The organism is Cellvibrio sp. KY-YJ-3 (assembly GCF_008806955.1).
In the GTDB taxonomy this organism is placed as follows: domain Bacteria; phylum Pseudomonadota; class Gammaproteobacteria; order Pseudomonadales; family Cellvibrionaceae; genus Cellvibrio.
Genome location: NZ_CP031727.1, coordinates 2009818 through 2026867 on the forward strand (window position 1 = coordinate 2009818; position 17050 = coordinate 2026867).

Here is a 17050-nt window from a genome sequence, read left to right on the forward strand (position 1 = left end):
TCTAGAAGGGAAAGCGGCGGACTTTCTCCTGCAATTGCGCCAGCTGCTGGGTTTGTTGGCGATAGGCGATCTGTTCAAACAGGCGCGCGATAATGCTCAAACTGGCTTGCCAGCGCGGCTCACTGCGAATCACCCGCGCAATAAAATCCCCCGGCGTTTCACCCATTCCGCGCACATAACCCAGTTGGGCGAGCTTGCGTTCAAGGGATTGAATAGCGCGAATTTCCGCGCGCAGCGCGGGGCGGGCGTGGCTGCGCAGCAGTGCCCAAGCGGCCAGTGCTGCCGCTGCTAATCCCAAACCCACGAGCCAAAGGGTAATGCGCCAGACTTCGGTGCCGCCGAGCAGGCGGGTGAGCAGCCCCTCCTGCGCATCGCTGTCGTAATTTAATACCCAGCGCTGCCACACGAAGTTGGCGGCATCCCAGCGCAGTTGCAGGTTGTAGAGCAGGGATGAACCACTCCAGTTGTTACTCATCAGGTTCTGGTCGTCGGCGCTGAGGGCGTCATCCAACCCCTGTTCAATGCGGTTGGGGGCGACGGCCGCGGTGGGGTCGATGGTGCGCCAGCCTTCACCCTCTATCCAGACTTCGGTCCAGGCATGCGCATCGGACTGGCTCACCAGCAGGTAATTTTCCAGCGGGTTCCAGCGCCCGCCCTGATAGCCCACCACCACTCGCACCGGAACCCCCGCGGCGCGCAGCAATACGCTAAAACTGCTGGCAAAGTGCTCACAAAAGCCTTTTTTGGTGCTGAACAAAAACTCGTCCACCGAGTGTTGGCCGAGTACCGGTGGCTGCAGGCTGTAGGTAAATTCACGGTTAAACAGGCTGAGCGCACGTTCAATAATGGCTTGATCAGCTAACCCTTCACCTCGCCATTGTTCAGCCAGTGCGCGGGTTTGCGGGTTGGCATTGGCGGGCAAACGCGTGTGGGCGGCGCGTTCGCCTGTGGAGAGCGATACCTTGGCAACTGGCTCCAGCTGCAGCGCCGAACTGACTTCATAACGCAGGCGTTGGGCGACAGGCACCGGGTTATACAGCAAGTGGTCGCGGGTGATGCGAATGGGGCGACGGTTGCTCACTGCGCTGGTACGCTGGGGTGTCATCAGGCTGAACAGCCAGGGTTGGCCGTGGGGTTCCATAATGATGCTGTAATCCAGCGATTCCAGTACCCGCTGGTTGTTTTCAGCCGCAGGCGGCAGGCCCCAGCTATCGCGTTGGCGCCAGGTGCGACCGTCAAAATTGTCTAATACCAAGCCGCGCCAATAGAGTTGATTGGCGGGTGGTGGTTCGTCTTTGTTGGTGAATTCCACGCGAAATGCGGGCGCGCGGTTAAGCGCGAGCTGACCCAAATCACCGGGTGAAAGGCTATCGCTAAAACCGGTTTTGGCCGCCTGCTGGTTGGGTATCGCCCACAGCGGCCCAAGGCGCGGGATCACCACAAACAACACCAGCATTACCGGCAGTGCATGCAGCAACAAACGCCCTCCGGCGCGCAGGCGCAGGCCATTGCTTTGCGCGGTGGTCAGGTAGAGCGAGCGCCAACTGGCGAGCAGCACCAGCAGGCAGCCCAGGCTGTAAAACGCTGCCAAGGGGCTTTGGTTGAACAACAATTGGCAGGCGGTAATCACAAAACCGATAAAAATCAGCAGCTGCGCATCGCGCGCGGAATTCACTTCCAACAGCTTGAGTACAAAGGCGCATACCAACAGTCCGACCATGGTGTCGGTGCCGGTTTTACCGGCGTAACTGGCAATTAGGCCCCCCGCACACACCAGCGTGAGCAGGGTTTTCACCGTGCCGCCCGGAGCACCCCAGCGGCCGCGAAAAACCTGGGTGCGCCAAAACCCCGCAATCGCCCACACCAGCCAGAGCCAGGCAGGTAAATTAATCAGCAACGGCAAGATCAACAGCGTCTGCATCACCAGCAGCCACGCGAGTTTGTCGCGCGCTAAATATTCGGTGCGCTGCGAGTGGGGTTGAGCGAGCCGTTTAGTCCACATAGCCAGCCTCGCGCGTCAGGTTAAATTGTGCCAGCGCCTTGAGCACGGTTTGCAGGTGGTATTCGCCCAGCGCGGGTTCCAGCGTCAGGCCGGGCAAACTCAATCCATAGGGAATTTGCTGGCGTTCGTAGTGCAGTGCCCAATAACACAGGCCGGACAAACGCAGCTCCTGCAATTGATTAAGGCTGTGCCAATCCAGCCACTTGTCAGCGGAAAAATACGCCTCGTACTCCTTGGTAAACAGCCCCTTGTTTTGCGCATATTGTTTCCACGCGATGTGTTTGATGGGGTCACCTGCTTGATATTCACGCAGGCCGCTGAAATCGTCGCCACCGCGTGTACTGCTGCCGCCTTCTTCGCGCCCGCTGCTGGCTTGGTGATGGGGTTCATCAATAGCAATCGGCTGGGGGTAAATCAGCGCCACCGCCTCCAGGTTCAACCAACTCCAGCAGCGAATAATGCCCAGCGGAAAACGGCTCTGGATTAACAAACGCCCAGGGTGCAGGTAACCGCGCACTTTGCTGGGCGCACGCAGGTTCACGCGCTGCGGTTCGGCGGGGTTGAGCGCGAAAGTATGCCGCTCGCCTCCCTGCCAACAGATCTCCACATTTTCGCTGCCGCGTTTGTGGCGCGTTTCAAACTCCAGCACAAAACTGGCGGGCTCGCCCGCAAAAGCGGGGGTGGCGCTAATAAAGCGCACGCTAATGCCGGACAGGTTGGCAAAGGTGTGATGGATCGCCACTACGAACAAGCTAATCATCAAGTAGGCGAGAGCGAGGATCAGGTTATTTTGGTAGTTGGTGCCCAGCAACCAAATCACCACTGTCATCGCCAAATACAAAAAACCGGTGCGATTGGGGAAGATATAGAGGTTTTTGCGGTTGAGGCTGATCTGGCGTGCACGCGGCGCCCGTTTATCGATCCAGCGGAAAAAGCGGCGCTGCCAGACGGCGCGCCAGTAGGTGCTAATGCTCATGGCCGGTCTCGCCCTTACGCCAGTACATTCACACTGTCGCGCAAATGTTTTACTAGTGCATCGCTGTCACTGCTGTGGCCGGTGCCGCGCACCCGGTGGCCGACCACGGCGGGCAATACCTGTTGGATATCCTCCGGCACCAAGTAAGCGCGCTGGTGAATCAGTGCCCAGGCTTTGGCGGCGCGCAATAAAGCCAGTGCGCCGCGCGGCGATAAGCCGTAGCTAAAACGTGCATCGCTGCGAGTGAAAGCCACTAGACGTTGTACATAGTCCAGCAGCACCTCGCTCGCCGTCACCTGTTTTACCGCCTTTTGGATGGCTGCCAATTGCTCGTTATTAACCAGTGGTTTTAATTCGCGAATACGTGCGCGTGGGTCCACGCCTTCAAACAGTAAACGCTCGGATGCCGGGCTGGGGTAGCCGAGGGAGATGCGCATTAAAAACCGGTCGAGTTGCGACTCGGGCAGCGGAAAGGTGCCGCTTTGCGATAAGGGGTTTTGTGTCGCGATTACAAAAAACGGGGTGGGCAATGGGCGGCTTTTACCTTCGATGGTGACTTGGCCTTCTTCCATCGCCTCCAGCAATGCACTTTGGGTTTTGGGGGAGCTGCGGTTGATTTCATCGGCGAGCAACACCTGGGTAAACACCGGGCCGGGGTGAAATTTAAATACCCCCTGTTCGCGTTCAAAAATCGCTACGCCCAGAATATCGGCGGGCAGTAAATCGCTGGTGAATTGCACCCGCTCAAACTTCAGCCCCAGCACTTTTGCCAGACAGTGCGCGAGGGTGGTTTTGCCCATGCCGGGTAAGTCTTCAATCAATAAATGCCCTTCGGCAAACAGGCAGGCGAGGGATAAGCGTACCTGCTGATCCTTGCCCAGTAATACTTGATCCACTTGGTCGATGATGTTGCTAATCAGTGATTGCATGAAGAAGCCTGATGAACGATTAATGTCATTATGTTGTTGAATCTAGTTGGGAGCATAACGCAGCGGGGAATTTGATGGGGATAAAGAATCGCAAAGCTGACGACAGTTCTCACACCGCGCCCAGCGTTAATTTGCAACCACTAGTCTGCCGCCACAACACAATTGCGGCCTTGTTGTTTGGCTTGGTAGATGGCTTTATCGGCGCGTACAAACCAGTCTTGCTGGGGCTCATCTTTCAACAGCTGGGCACAACCAAAAGAGGCAGTGATAGCGCCCTCCGGGTCTTTTAGTTCGCTCTCGATTTGCGCGCGCAATTGCTCGGCGATTACCAATGCATCCTCAAGAACGGTGTTGCGCGCGAGCACCACAAACTCTTCACCGCCAAAACGGAATACACGGTCGGTTTTACGTACCCGGCGGGTCAGCAGATCTGCCAGTTCAACTAATACCTTATCGCCCACATTGTGGCCGAATCGGTCGTTAACCATTTTGAAAAAATCCAAATCAATCACAATCAGTGATGCTGGAATATTATCGCGGGCGTAATCTTCCACGCAGAGGCGTAACTCTTCATCCATCGCGCGGCGGTTGCCCAGGTTGGTCAGGGCATCCTGAGTGGCGTAACCCTCCAGCAGTTCGCGCTGGCGATCAGTGAGCAAGGCAAAGGTATAGGCCATGCTGCCGCACATCAGCAAACTGGCGATCATGGCAAACAGTTCGGTGTTAGTTTCGAGGCGCGCGGCGATAGGTAGTATTGCCACTATGCAGAGCAGGTTGGCAATGAGTGCGGCGTTGGTGCGCAGCAAAAAGAAGTTGGCGAGAATCGAGGGGAACAGCCAAAACACATAAATCGGTTCATTTAAATGGGTGACTGTTACCGCGCCGCCCGAGTAAAGAAAGGCTGTTATCACCGAGACCGTCGTAGTCGCCTCTCCGCGCCGATAGGTCACAATCGCGCTGCCCATCGCCGCAATGACAATCGCCAAATCCACTGCGGCATTCAGGAACTCGCCATTTATGTAGCGAATCACAACAAAGGGCGCAACGGCCACGGCCGCCATAATGGCAAATAAATACACCATGCCGCGTTGGAACTTATTCTTTGAATCGTTGGGCATAGTCGCCTATGCGTACTCCCGTAGTGGTGTTTTCGTTATGCCCTGAGCATAGACGGAAATACCGGGTTTGCCCATTTACTGCCACCCGGCGGCTTAATTGTCGGGAATGCGGGGTAGGTTGAGCCAGTTAAAAATACGCGTTTCCATATAGGGGTAAAACGGATTGCAGTAGAGCCGCATGCCAGCGCTGGCATTAATAATCAGCGTCTTGGTCTCGCCCAATAAATGCAGGCTGCCCAAGCGGATACCGTAGTCTTCATCCGTGTTGGGTGTTAGCCCATACACCGGGTCATCCACGGCAAAAGGCAGGGCGACGTGGGAGAGTGAAAATACGCCATTGGGGAATTCCAACGCGAGCGGTTGTTCCTGCTCGGCAAGGCTGCCTGCCTCTTGCCGCCACTCACTCACAGCAGTGGTGTTGCTGTTACGGTTGGCAATTTTCACCAGATCATAAGCGCGCAGCGCCGGTGCAAAGTGGCTACTCATATAGCGGCTGGCACCCGTGCGGGTGATGGGCAAAAAATTGTGGTGACGATTGATATCAAACAACACCAGTTCACTGTTGTTGGCGGGCAGGTGGCGATAAACATGCTGTTCAATGGCTGCGGTTTTGACGGTTGAGTCTGCAATGGATTGAAACGTCAGTATCGGCGCCAGATTTGATAGTTGTTGCTTGCTTGCCAAACGCTGGATTTTTTGTTACACATGGCGTGAAAAACGATGGGCTTGCCAAGCGGCATTTACGGGAAAGGAATTGTATTTAAACGGGTTGTATTCCGGGCTTTTGTTTAACCAGCGGCGCGAACTGAGCAGCGGTAAGTGGCCCACCAATTCCAGCGGCTTGCTCAGTCCGGCAAAGTCACTGATGCCGATCATGGGAGAGAGCAAGATAATTTTTTTCGGCTGGGGCAGGTTTTTATCTTCCACTGCATCCAGCGCGTAATTGAGTGCAAGCGTGCCGCCGTTCGAGTAGCCCAGCAGATAAAAATGCGGGTTATCGCCCAGTTGCCGGTGTAATTCCTCTGCCGCCAAACGGGTTGCCGCTGCCCAGTCGCGCCAGGTTGCCGTCAATAATCCGGAAGGCAGGGTGCCGTGCCCAGGTACTCGCACGCCAATAACTAAAAAGCCCTCAGCCGCAAATGTCTGCGCCAGGCGACGCACCGAGTAGGGTGAATCGGTCAAGCCGTGGAGCATAACAATGCCCGCGCGAATTTTTTCCGGTTTTACAACAAAACTGCGATTCCAGTTAGTGGTGTGATTGAGCGGATTCAGTGGAGAACCCAGCTCGTATCTGTAACCTTGATAGGTATCGGTTTCACTTAATTGCGTTTTCAGCTCCTGAAAAAGTTTTTCCTCCTGCTGTAAATAATCACTCCAGGTGTAAGTCGATGCTCCGCCCTGCTTAATCAGCGCGGCATTAAATTCCTGTTGCAGTTCAATTCTGTGCCAGGGTTTGGCGTTGCGCAGGGTGCTGCAGCCGGTTGTGGTCAGCAGCAAAACCAGCAGGACAAAAAGTCCGGCAAAAATGGGCAGGCTAGAGTGTTCGGCGAAACTCACCATGGTTAAAAATTCCCTGTTATCTGTTAGCGATCGGGCGTGTGTAAAAACTTACCCTGGGTTAAAAAATGAATCACCTGTGCGATGGTATTTTTATCTTTCATGATAAAAGGATGTGAAACGGGCAGCGCAATAAAATCGCGCATACCATCGATTTTGGTACTTTCCACCGACACTTTACCGTCATCGGGATTGGGCAGATAAAGCGACAATAATAAATTGATGCTCGTGGTTCCAGCGATCACGCCCAAGTCAAAATCCACCGTGCCCAAACGGCGGGGCAAAGCGCTCGCGTCGGTTCCCAATTCTCTGCCTGCCGGGCCATTGAGCCAAGCAAAGGGCGGCAGGTCTTTTAAGTGATCCACTATTTCACTGCCTTTATTCGGCGGCGCGAGCATCACTACCCGGGTTAGCTCGGGAATCGTGTGAGTGTGTAAATATTGGCGCAATAAAATTCCGCCCAGTGAATGGGTCACAAAGTGAATTTTTTGCGCTGCACCGGCACGGCATTGTGCCAGTGCGGGCGGAATAGCTTTTTGTGCCAGGGTTGCAATAGGAAATTCGCGCGAGGGGTAATTGATATTGACGACCCTGTAACCCTGCGCCTGTAATTGTGTGGCCAGCGGTACCATGGACTCGCTGGTGCGCGCCAATCCGTGTAATAAAATAACGCACTCCTTCGTTAAGCTCGGGTCAGGTTTGGGTGCGAGTGAGCTGCTGCAGCCAGACAGGGCAAAAAATACCGCAGTAATCAAGATAAAAACAGGTGCATTCATAAGTGGGCTTCCGGCGCTAGTGCGCAAATTATGCCACACTGCCAAGTGACATCTTTATCGCTAACAACAGTCAACACCATGCAACTATTTAATAACCGCTACCATTTTGTTGATAGCCACTGCCATTTTGACTTTCCGGTTTTTGCTGCAGACCGTGCGGCCGTGTGGGCGCACTGCCAGCGACAGGGGGTTAATCACCTGATCATTCCCGGTGTTGGCCCGGAGCAGTGGCAAACGGCGGCACAGTTATGCCAACAATATCCCGGGTTTTATTATGCGGCGGGTATTCACCCGCATTGGATCGAACAACAGCACTGGTGTGCGACCAATAGTGCGGGTCTGTTGGATGAAACAACACAGCAGCAGATCAAACAATTATTGGGCGATGAATTAACACGCGTGCAGCGCGGCGCAGGTAAGTATTGTGTTGCGGTGGGTGAATGTGGGTTGGATAAACTAATTCAGGTACCGCTCGCGCTGCAGCAACAACTGCTGGGTTTGCATATCGAACTCGCCAATCAATTTCACAAGCCGCTGATTATTCACAGCGTAAAAACTCATAATGAAATTCTTACGTGTTTCAAACAACAGCCACCGCGTTACGGCGGGGTGATTCACGCCTTTAGTGGCAGCCTTGAAATGGCGCAGCAATTTATCGCACACGGTTTTTTATTGGGGGTGGGCGGTACCATTACTTACGAGCGTGCGCAAAAAACGCGAGCGACTTTTAGCAAGATACCGCTGCAATATTTATTGCTGGAAACCGACGCACCGGATATGCCTGTTTGCGGCAAACAAGGTGAACGCAATAGCCCGGAATATCTTCCCGTTATTGCGCAAACCCTGGCGCAGTTGCAAGGGGTTAGTGTTGAGCAGGTGGCGGAAGTCACCACCCGCAATGCGCATCGCTTATTTGGTTTGCCGGAGTAAATTATTTTACTTTATGCACGCTGTGATGAATTGCATCAAGCAAGCCATTGCTGTCGCTGTCGCTGTCGTGTGGTAACTGCCAAAACATAATGCCACCGAGATTATATTTTTTTACATAGTCCACTTTGGCGCTCAGCGAGCGCGTGTCATCAAAGGTCGCGAAGGTTTGCTGTTGTTTGCTGTAGTAACTGGGCGCCTGTGCTACCTCATCCCAGTGATACGCATAGCCTTTCGCTGCACTAAATTGTGCGGCGAATTCCTTATAACCATAACCTTCGATATGGGTGCCGGGTTGATAAAGCCCGTTGTTGGTGGCTGCAACATCCCTCCACACGCGTGCATAAAACGCGGCACCGATAACAATTTTGTGCGGTGCTACACCCTGGCGTAATAAAAACTGTACGGCATTGTCGGTGGAATCTTTTTGCTCGGGTGTGGAATAGAGCGCGGTGTGGTGGCCAGTGTGCGGTGTACCGCCATTGACTATGTCGTAGCTCATCAGGTTTACATTATCCAGCAACGGCATAATCGCGGTCCAGTCCACGGCTTTTTCCAAAAATGAATCAAACCCGCCCGCAGCAAAACTTAACTCATATTGGCTGCCCAATTGCACGCGCAATTCGCGAATCAGCGCAGTGAAATTAGCGTGGTCATAAGCTGCATATTTATGGCCAGGGAAACCGGGAACCGTGGGGTATTCCCAATCCAGATCTATGCCATCAGCATGGTGTTGTTGAATTAGCTTTAGCGTGGATTTGGCAAATGCCGCGCGATTTTCGGCGCTGTTAAAAACATCAGAACAGGTTTCACAGCCGCCCCAGCCGCCAAGTGACAGCATAACTTTTAAATGGGGATGATCTTTTTTCAGTGCAACTAGCCGCGCAAAGGCTTGTTTGTCTTTATCGTTATCAAATGCGAGTTGGTTACCATTTAAATGCAAAAAACTGTAGATGATGTGAGTCAGCTGATTAAAATCGTACCGCGCCAAGTCGCTGCCATCGCCCATGTAATAGGCAATAACTTTCAGCGATGCTTTTTCTGCGCTAGACGCGGTGGCAGATGTAGTGGATGTTGCCGTGCTATTGCTACAGGCTGTTACGCTTAACGCCAGAAGCAGGGCCGTGAGTGGAGCCCAAAATGGTGGGCGGATGCGCTGGAAAAAGTTGTTCATAAATCCCTCGGAAAACGCAGTGGTCGTTAATCGCGAGAGCTGTAATGAATGTGCCATATGGCGTTTTCGGTAGTGGTAGCGTCTGTATTTTTTGTAGTGAGTCCTGCAGTTACAGATCGCCAGCGGCATTTTAACCACAGTTTTTTGTGTAAGCCTATCGCGATAAGGTAAAGATTCTTAAAGCCAGTGAAGACTGTGTTTGGGGAAATTTGCAACAGCGCTTTATAATCGCCTTTTTTTGATGAGTTATTCCTGTGCCGTATCACGATGATCTTTCCAGTATTTCACTAGCGCAATTGCGCGCGACGCAGAATTGGCAGCAGCAGTACAAATTAATTATTCAATGGGGCAAGTTAATTGCTCCCAAACCTGAGCTGCGTGTTGTTGATAATGTGATTCGCGGCTGCGAAGTGCCGGTATGGCTTGGCTGCAGCCTTGCCCAAGAGCGTTACTATTTTGCGCTGGATGCTGACAGCAGCGTGATTAAGGGTTTGGCATCGCTGCTGTTGGTGCAGGTAAATGGTAAAACTCGCGCGGAATTAATCGGGCTGGATTTGCAGAGCGAGTTGCGCGAATTGGGTTTGGAAAAACATTTAACGCCGTCGCGCAATAATGGCTTGAATGCAATTATTGCGCGAATTTACGACCACCTAAAAAATTCCAACTTACATTCCGGTTATTAATTGGTTGTTGCAATTTCCTCGGCGATAAATTGTTGCCAGGGCTCCTGAAATTCAATGCTGGTCACCATGGGTACACCGGCCATATCCGGTAAATGGTGGGCGATGCCTTTGTGGCAATCGATGCAGGTTTTTTCACCGCTGGCGAGTAGCGTGGAGTGCATGGCCTGTGCTCGCGGTGATTGCTGGGTGAAATCCATCGATTCTAATGCATGACAGTTGCGGCATTCCAATGAGTCGTTGGCTTTTAAGCGCGCCCATTCCCGTTCAGCCAGTTCGCGCCGTTTGGCGAGAAATTTTTCGCGGGTATTAATGGTGCCAAATATTTTGCCCCACACTTCTTTGGATGCCTGCATTTTGCGCGCGATTTTATCCGTCCATTCATGAGGTACATGGCAGTCCGAACACATGGCGCGTACACCGGAGCGATTGGTGTAGTGAATAGTGCTGGCCAATTCCTGATAGGGATTATTTTTCATTTCGTGGCAGCCAATACAAAATTGTTCGGTATTGGTGTACTCCAATGCGGTATTAAAACCGCCCCAAAAAATAATACCCGCAATAAAACCGCCCATGCTCAAGGTGCCCAAACTGATGTAAGCGGCAGGGCGACGGAACTGGCCCCAGTACTCTTTCACCGGTGCCAGCGTGCGTTTGAACAGGCTTTTTTTATTGGCGTCTTTACTCATAAATCACTCCACCGCCGGTTGTTGCAGCATCGTATCTATGCTTTTAAAACTATTGCCGCGTGCGGGTTTTACATCGTGCTGTGGCAAATGGCATTGAATACAAAAATAGCGCCGCGGTGAAACGGCGGCGAGTGCCTGGCCGTCGCGATCGTAATAATGGGTGATACTCACCATGGGCGCACCGGTTTGTGGGCTGGCGCTGCGGCTGTGGCAAGTGAGGCACATGTTGAAGTTTTTATCGATTTGATAACCGCGAATGTTGTGCGGAATCATCGGCGGCTGCTCGGGGTAATTGCGGTTGGCGGGTTCGGCGCTAATCCGTTGCCGCGCTATTTTGGGCGCGGGTAAATCCTGGCTCAGTGTGCCGCCGGGGCGAATACCATCGGGTGCGGATGCATCCAAAATAATATTCGCACCACCGTGGGGAATGGTTTTTACATCCTGCTCTTTTACATCCTGTGCCTGTAACTCTGGTGAAATGTTGGCGATAACAACGGCGCCGAGCAGTGCAGTGGCTAACACGATTATTTTGTTCATCATCTGCTCCTTAGGCCAGGCTTACCAGTTCGATTTTTACGGCGCATTTTTTGTAATCGGTTTGCAGCGAAATCGGATCAGTGGCATCGAGCGTGACGTTATTCACCAGTTTGGTTGCATCAAAAAATGGAATAAAAATCAGCCCGCGCGGTGGTTTAACCCTTCCGCGTGTTTCAACGCGCACCCGCACCGCACCACGTCGACTAATCACCCGCACTTCGCTGCCTTGCCGCACACCAATCGCTTCAGCGTCTTCGTGGTTCATATACACCAATGCATCGGGCACCGCCGCGTGCAACTCCTCTACGCGGTTGGTCATGGTGCCGGTGTGCCAGTGCTCCAATACGCGCCCGGTGCTGAGCCAGAAAGGGTAATCCTTATCGGGCGATTCAGCGGGCGGTTCATAGGGCAGGGCGAAAATAATCGCGCGATTATCGGGCTTGCCATAAAACTGCACGCCGGTACCTTTTTTCACATAGGGGTCATAGCCTTCGCGATAGCGCCAGCGCGTTTCTTTGCCCTCCACCACCGGCCAGCGTAAACCGCGCGCTTCATGGTAACTGTCAAAGTCGGCCAGATCGTGGCCGTGGCCGCGCCCAAAACGGGCGTATTCTTCAAACAGCCCTTTTTGCACATAAAAGCCGAACACATCGGCTTCGGTATTTAAATACTCGGCGGCGCGTTCGCTGTTGGGGAATTTATCCACCTGGCCGTTGGCAAATAACACCTCGTACAGGCTTTTGTTTTTGTACTCGGGGGCTTTTGCCAATAACTCCTGTGGCCAGGCATGGTCGGTTTTGATGTGTTTGGAAAATTCGATGAGTTGCCACAAATCGGATTTAGCTTCACCCGGCGCCGTTACCAACTGGTGCCAGAATTGTGTGCGGCGCTCGGCGTTGCCGTAGGCGCCTTCTTTTTCTACCCACATGGCGCTGGGCAGAATTAAATCGGCAGCTTGGGCCGATACTGTGGGATACACATCGGACACCACCACAAACGCATTGGGGTTGCGCCAGCCGGGTAAAATTTCCTGCGCAATATTCGGCCCCGCCTGCATATTGTTGGAGACTTGGGTCCAATAAAAACGAATCACGCCATCTTTTAATTTGCGGCTTTGATGCACTGCCGAGAAGCCTACTTTTTCGGGAATGGTGCCTTCGGGCAGCTTCCAGATTTTTTCGGTAATCGCGCGATGTTTGGGATCGGTGACCAATAAATCCGCTGGCAAACGATGGGAAAAAGTACCCACTTCCCGCGCCGAGCCGCAAGCCGATGGCTGACCGGTAAGCGAGAAAGGGCTGTTGCCCGGTTCAGCAATTTTGCCGGTGAGCAAATGCAGGTTGTACACCATGTTATTGGCCCATACACCGCGCGTATGCTGATTAAAACCCATGGTCCACAGCGACATGACTTTGATTTTTGGGTCAGCGTAAATCTCTGCTAAACGCAGCAAGTGATCTTTGCCCACACCGGTTTCTTTGGCGGTGTGTTCCAGGGTGTAGGGTTTTACGTAGTCGGCAAAATCGTCAAAAGTAATATCGCTCCAGGTATTGGCTTTGTCGGCACCTTTGGCGCTTTTTTGGCGCTCGTCTTCCGGGCGCAGGCCGTAGCCAATATCGTCTTGCCCTTTGGCAAAACGGGTGTGATTTTTCACAAACTCCTGATTCACCTTGCCGCTTTGAATAATGTGATTGGCGATGTAATTGAGAATAATCAAATCGGTTTGCGGTTTAAAAATCAGCGGCACATCGGCCAATTCAAAACTGCGGGTTTCATAGGGCGATAACACCGCCACCTGCACATGGGGGAATGACATACGCCTATCGGTGATGCGGCTCCACAAAATTGGATGCATCTCCGCCATGTTGGAACCCCAAAGCACAAAAGCATCGGCGGCTTCAAAATCGTCATAGCAGCCCATGGGTTCATCCATACCAAAAGTGCGCATAAAACCGGCCACCGCGGATGCCATACAGTGGCGTGCATTGGGGTCTAGGTTGTTGGTGCGCAAACCGCCTTTCATCAATTTACTCGCGGCGTAGGCTTCCCAAATGGTCCATTGGCCGGAGCCAAACATGGCAACACTTTCCGGGCCGTGATCGCGCAGCGCGGCTTTGGCTTTATCGGCCATAATCGCAAAGGCTTGTGCCCAGGTGATGGGTGTGAACTCGCCATTTTTATCGTATTTGCCGTTCGTCATGCGCAGCATTGGCTGTTGCAAACGGTCGCTGCCGTACATGATTTTGGAAAGGAAATAACCCTTCGCACAATTCAAGCCTCGGTTCACTTCGGCTTTCACATCGCCGTGGGTGGCAACCACGCGGTTGTCTTTGGTGGCCACCATCACCCCGCAACCGGTGCCGCAAAAACGGCAGGGCGCTTTGTTCCATTTAAGGTTGGTGAGTTCGCGGTTGGTAATTAAATTACTCGCGCTGGCGGGCAGCGGTAAACCAATCGCGGCGGCGGCAACCGCAGCGGCGTTGGCTTTAGCAAATAAGCGGCGGGTGATGTTCATCAAAGCTGTTCCTCGGCGGCTAATTCATCCAGGTCAATTTGTTCGTGATACACCAGCGCGGCATTAAGCACACCGGCTTGCGCGCGCAGTTCATCGAGTAAGTGCAAAATCTGCTGCTCGTTATTGCTCTCAGTCACCAGCACTAATTTGCCCTGTTCATTTTCGGCGTGAATTTCCATTTGTTGCAGGTCGGTTAACCAGACTTTAAGTGCTGCCATATTTTCGGGGCGCACGTGGGCAATAAAGCTGGCGATATGCAAGTGTGTGGGCGGTGCGTTTAATAATTCGGTAGCAATTATTTTGCTCTGCATAACATTTCTCTCTGCCAAATTATTTTATTAGCCTGCACCTGGTGGCCCGGCGATAAGTTGATAAAACCAAATGGAAAATCCCATCGCACTTACCAGCGCAACAGTCAGTATGGGAAAAAGAAAAACGATGATGAAAATAAACAGGCGCCATTCGCGCTTTTTTTGTTTTTGTTGTTGATTGCGTTGGGCATCTTCGGCGCTACTTTCTGCGCGCGCTTCAGCGATGTGCAGATCCTGCATAGGCTTTCTCCAAGGGTTATCACTAACTCCGGTTTTAGCCTAGTTTAATTGATATAGATTGCAACAAAATGGCGCGCATTACTTGATGGAAATCAAGTTTTGGAGGGTTTTAAAAACTAAATGAAATTAAACGTTGTTTTTAAACAGCTTCTGTTTTTTAAATGGCGCTTAGTTTTTTACAGCACTTTTGTTAAATAACGCTCAATGGCGCGATTCGCCGCCACTAAACCAAAACTGGCGGTGACCATCATGCTGGAGCCAAAACCGCCGGCACAATCCAGTTTCACACCATCCGCTAGCGCTTGTTTATCCATGCACACGGAACCATCGGGTTTGGGGTAAACCATTTGTTCGGTGGAGTAAACCGCATCCACACGAAAACGGCGATTGCTGTCGCGCGCAAAATTGTGGTGGCGATACAGTTGGCTGCGCACCTTGGCGAGCATGGGGTCGCTAATGCTGCGGCCCAAATCATCCACCGTGACCGCCTGCGGGTTGCGCTTACCGCCGGAGGAGCCAATGGTGATCAGGCGCACTTTAATTGCCAAACAATAAGCCACTAGCCGCGCCTTTAAATGCGCGGCATCAATCGCATCAATCACCACATGGTGGTGTTTGCCAATCAGGTCTTTCATATTTTGATCGTCCAGAAAATCCTCCACCGAATGGATAATTAATTCGGGGTTGATATCGCGCAAGCGCTCACTAATCACCTGATTTTTGGATTGGCCGATGGTGGATTGCAGCGCGTGGGATTGGCGGTTGGTATTAGTGATACATACCTCGTCCATTTCAATCAGCGTCAGCTCACCTACCCCCGAACGCGCCAATGCTTCCGCGACCCAGGTGCCCACACCGCCCAAACCAATCACTGCAAAATGCGCATTGGTCAGCGCGGGCAGGGCGGCTTGGCCGTAAAGTCGGCCCAGGCCGCCAAAACGCTGCAGGTATTCGGGGGTGAGAGGTCTGTTCATAAATAACTCAGGGGCAAATGTATCCAGTGGCGGCGTGCAGGTTGCGAGGCGGCTTTTTAACGGAGATGACCGGCGAATACAAGCGCTGGCCGTGAAATCCGCTGCCCTCTGCTACACTCACTTACAGCTATTCTGGCATGAGAAGCACCATAATACGGCCAGCCGTTTATCCCTAAGGAGTGACATGAATACCGCTGCGTTTGCTACCGCCTACCTTATCGACGATGACAGCATCACGCTGGAGCTGATGAGCGGCATTATTGAGCCAATTGGGGTACAACCCCTGTGTTTTAACAGCGCCGAGGCATTTTTGCAGGCCTACAGCCCGCGCCCCTGCGAATGTGTGATTTCCGATATGCGCATGCCCGGCGTGAGCGGCCTGCAGCTACACAAAACCTTGCAAGCGCGCTACCCGGTACCACCACCGCTGATTATCGTCACCGGCTACGCCGAAGTCAGCGCCGCAGTGGAAGCGATGAAACAAGGCGCCTTCGATTTTGTCGAAAAACCCATTCAAGGCCATCAATTTCTGGAAAAACTACAAGCCGCACTCGCACTCAGCCGCGACCTGCACCAACAGCGCCTACAACTCGCCGCCCGCGAAGCGCGCATCGCCCTTCTCACACCCAAAGAACAGGAAGTTCTGCACGAAGTTCTCGCCGGTCTATCGAGCAAAGACATAGCCGCAAAACTCAATTTGAGTGTGCGCACGGTAGAAAACCACCGCGCGCGCATTATGGAAAAATTGCGCGTGAATTCCGCGATGGAATTGATGCGGGATTTTATTAACCTTAACCCGCGTTGAAATTTCAAAACAAAGAGCAAGCCATTCCCTCGCGTGTGTTAACTCCTGCCTTTGGTTTGAGTGGGAAGTGATGGATCGTGATTCAAAAAAAGTTGTAATCTGATCCTGCAAACTAAGCGCAGCCTCAAAAATATTTGATCAGCTAGGAGTAGGAATCGGCCAATAGTGGAAGTTGAGGCAACTCAAAAATCAATATGAATTGTTAATTTAGATACCAGAGGTGGTAATTTTTACCCCAGTCGGTTGTCATACATTTTTTCTGCTTTGGTAATAGGTATGAACGCACGAGCGCCATTCAACCAAATAAGGAATAAGTGCAGATACAGATAATTCTTTCTCTGGATTAATTGAAGCTAAAAAATTGCTAAAGACGTAAGGATACGCTGAATTTCCCAAAACTAGATCTAAAGTTTCTTTAGTTTGCTTACTGGATTTTTCATATTCAAGTGGGAATGGCCATTCTGGCTCATGCTTCCACCAATTTGCAGCTGCATTTATTAGTTCAATAATAGATGTACCTTCATTGAACTTTACTCCTAAATTTAAGACATCTATCTTTTTTATTTTTTTCATATCTAAAACGTCAAGAATGTAGCGTTGCATTGCACATAAGCCTGTGCCCATAAAATACTCAGCATAGTCAAGCAACCCATCAGATTCTGGGTCATATGAGTGAGATATTTTCTCCGCTATTTCTGCTAATTTTAGATCCAGTAAACCACATAACTCTTGTAGGTAGTAAAGTTCAGGATCAGCGTATTTTTCACCAACTTTAAAATACAAGATAATGTTCCTTTATATGGCGTTGCAACCGCTCGTTAGGAATTTTTATGTACAACA

The 17050-nt window shown here is 52.0% G+C and carries 18 protein-coding genes; 3 read left to right on the forward strand and 15 right to left on the reverse strand.

Annotated elements, in window-relative coordinates:
- Position 1: 1 nt before the first annotated feature.
- The 7 genes from D0B88_RS08520 to D0B88_RS08545 all read right to left on the reverse strand — a co-directional run bounded on the left by D0B88_RS08520 (position 2) and on the right by D0B88_RS08545 (position 7358).
- A complete protein-coding gene (locus D0B88_RS08520) occupies positions 2-2002 on the reverse strand; it encodes a DUF3488 and transglutaminase-like domain-containing protein (RefSeq protein WP_151056523.1) in 2001 nt (666 codons plus the stop codon).
- Positions 1992-2978: a DUF58 domain-containing protein gene (locus D0B88_RS08525; protein WP_151056525.1), complete on the reverse strand. Its 987-nt coding sequence runs from the start codon at positions 2976-2978 to the stop codon at positions 1992-1994. The genes D0B88_RS08520 and D0B88_RS08525 overlap by 11 nt, the downstream gene beginning before the upstream one ends.
- 14 nt (positions 2979-2992) lie before the next feature.
- Positions 2993-3907 (reverse strand): MoxR family ATPase, encoded by a 915-nt coding sequence (locus D0B88_RS08530; protein WP_151056527.1) that lies wholly within the window; start codon positions 3905-3907, stop codon positions 2993-2995.
- A 140-nt stretch (positions 3908-4047) separates the two neighbouring features.
- On the reverse strand, positions 4048-5025 hold the full coding sequence (locus D0B88_RS08535; protein WP_007644368.1) for a GGDEF domain-containing protein: 978 nt from the start codon (positions 5023-5025) through the stop codon (positions 4048-4050).
- A gap of 93 nt (positions 5026-5118) precedes the next feature.
- Positions 5119-5709 carry a hypothetical protein gene (locus D0B88_RS19100; RefSeq protein WP_225318599.1) on the reverse strand — a complete coding sequence of 197 codons (591 nt, stop codon included), beginning with the start codon at positions 5707-5709 and terminating at the stop codon, positions 5119-5121.
- 15 nt (positions 5710-5724) lie between these two features.
- Positions 5725-6585 (reverse strand): carboxylesterase, encoded by an 861-nt coding sequence (locus D0B88_RS19105; protein ID WP_225318600.1) that lies wholly within the window; start codon positions 6583-6585, stop codon positions 5725-5727.
- Positions 6586-6608: 23 nt separating this feature from the next.
- Positions 6609-7358 (reverse strand): triacylglycerol lipase, encoded by a 750-nt coding sequence (locus D0B88_RS08545; protein ID WP_225318601.1) that lies wholly within the window; start codon positions 7356-7358, stop codon positions 6609-6611.
- A gap of 78 nt (positions 7359-7436) precedes the next feature.
- Here D0B88_RS08545 and D0B88_RS08550 point away from each other — a divergent pair, with 78 nt between their 5' ends.
- Entirely contained in the window at positions 7437-8288 is an 852-nt protein-coding gene (locus tag D0B88_RS08550) for a TatD family hydrolase (RefSeq protein ID WP_151056528.1), read from the forward strand.
- A 1-nt stretch (position 8289) separates the two neighbouring features.
- On the opposite strand, the gene D0B88_RS08555 is transcribed toward D0B88_RS08550, so the two are convergent.
- A complete protein-coding gene (locus D0B88_RS08555) occupies positions 8290-9459 on the reverse strand; it encodes a glycoside hydrolase family 18 protein (protein WP_225318602.1) in 1170 nt (389 codons plus the stop codon).
- A gap of 254 nt (positions 9460-9713) precedes the next feature.
- Between D0B88_RS08555 and D0B88_RS08560 the strand changes: the two genes are divergently transcribed.
- A complete protein-coding gene (locus tag D0B88_RS08560; protein ID WP_151056532.1) occupies positions 9714-10142 on the forward strand; it encodes a SufE family protein in 429 nt (142 codons plus the stop codon).
- Here D0B88_RS08560 and D0B88_RS08565 read toward each other — a convergent pair.
- From D0B88_RS08565 to tcdA, 6 genes are all read right to left on the reverse strand, one after another.
- Positions 10139-10828, reverse strand: coding sequence for a cytochrome c3 family protein (locus D0B88_RS08565; protein ID WP_151056534.1), 690 nt, complete (start codon positions 10826-10828; stop codon positions 10139-10141). The genes D0B88_RS08560 and D0B88_RS08565 overlap by 4 nt on opposite strands.
- A 3-nt stretch (positions 10829-10831) precedes the next feature.
- On the reverse strand, positions 10832-11365 hold the full coding sequence (locus D0B88_RS08570) for a nitrate reductase cytochrome c-type subunit (RefSeq protein ID WP_225318603.1): 534 nt from the start codon (positions 11363-11365) through the stop codon (positions 10832-10834).
- A gap of 10 nt (positions 11366-11375) precedes the next feature.
- Entirely contained in the window at positions 11376-13880 is a 2505-nt protein-coding gene (gene napA, locus D0B88_RS08575) for a nitrate reductase catalytic subunit NapA (RefSeq protein WP_151056538.1), read from the reverse strand.
- Entirely contained in the window at positions 13880-14191 is a 312-nt protein-coding gene (locus D0B88_RS08580) for a chaperone NapD (RefSeq protein WP_151056540.1), read from the reverse strand. Before D0B88_RS08580 ends, napA begins: the two co-directional genes overlap by 1 nt.
- A gap of 27 nt (positions 14192-14218) precedes the next feature.
- Positions 14219-14431, reverse strand: a complete 213-nt coding sequence (locus tag D0B88_RS08585; protein WP_151056542.1) for a periplasmic nitrate reductase, NapE protein — start codon at positions 14429-14431, stop codon at positions 14219-14221.
- Positions 14432-14607: 176 nt separating this feature from the next.
- Positions 14608-15405: a tRNA cyclic N6-threonylcarbamoyladenosine(37) synthase TcdA gene (gene tcdA, locus D0B88_RS08590; protein WP_151056544.1), complete on the reverse strand. Its 798-nt coding sequence runs from the start codon at positions 15403-15405 to the stop codon at positions 14608-14610.
- Positions 15406-15589: 184 nt separating this feature from the next.
- Between tcdA and D0B88_RS08595 the strand changes: the two genes are divergently transcribed.
- Complete coding sequence (locus D0B88_RS08595) at positions 15590-16210, forward strand: response regulator transcription factor (protein ID WP_151056546.1); 621 nt, start codon at positions 15590-15592, stop codon at positions 16208-16210.
- A 246-nt stretch (positions 16211-16456) separates the two neighbouring features.
- On the opposite strand, the gene D0B88_RS08600 is transcribed toward D0B88_RS08595, so the two are convergent.
- Positions 16457-16993, reverse strand: coding sequence for a hypothetical protein (locus D0B88_RS08600; RefSeq protein WP_151056547.1), 537 nt, complete (start codon positions 16991-16993; stop codon positions 16457-16459).
- Positions 16994-17050: the final 57 nt, after the last annotated feature.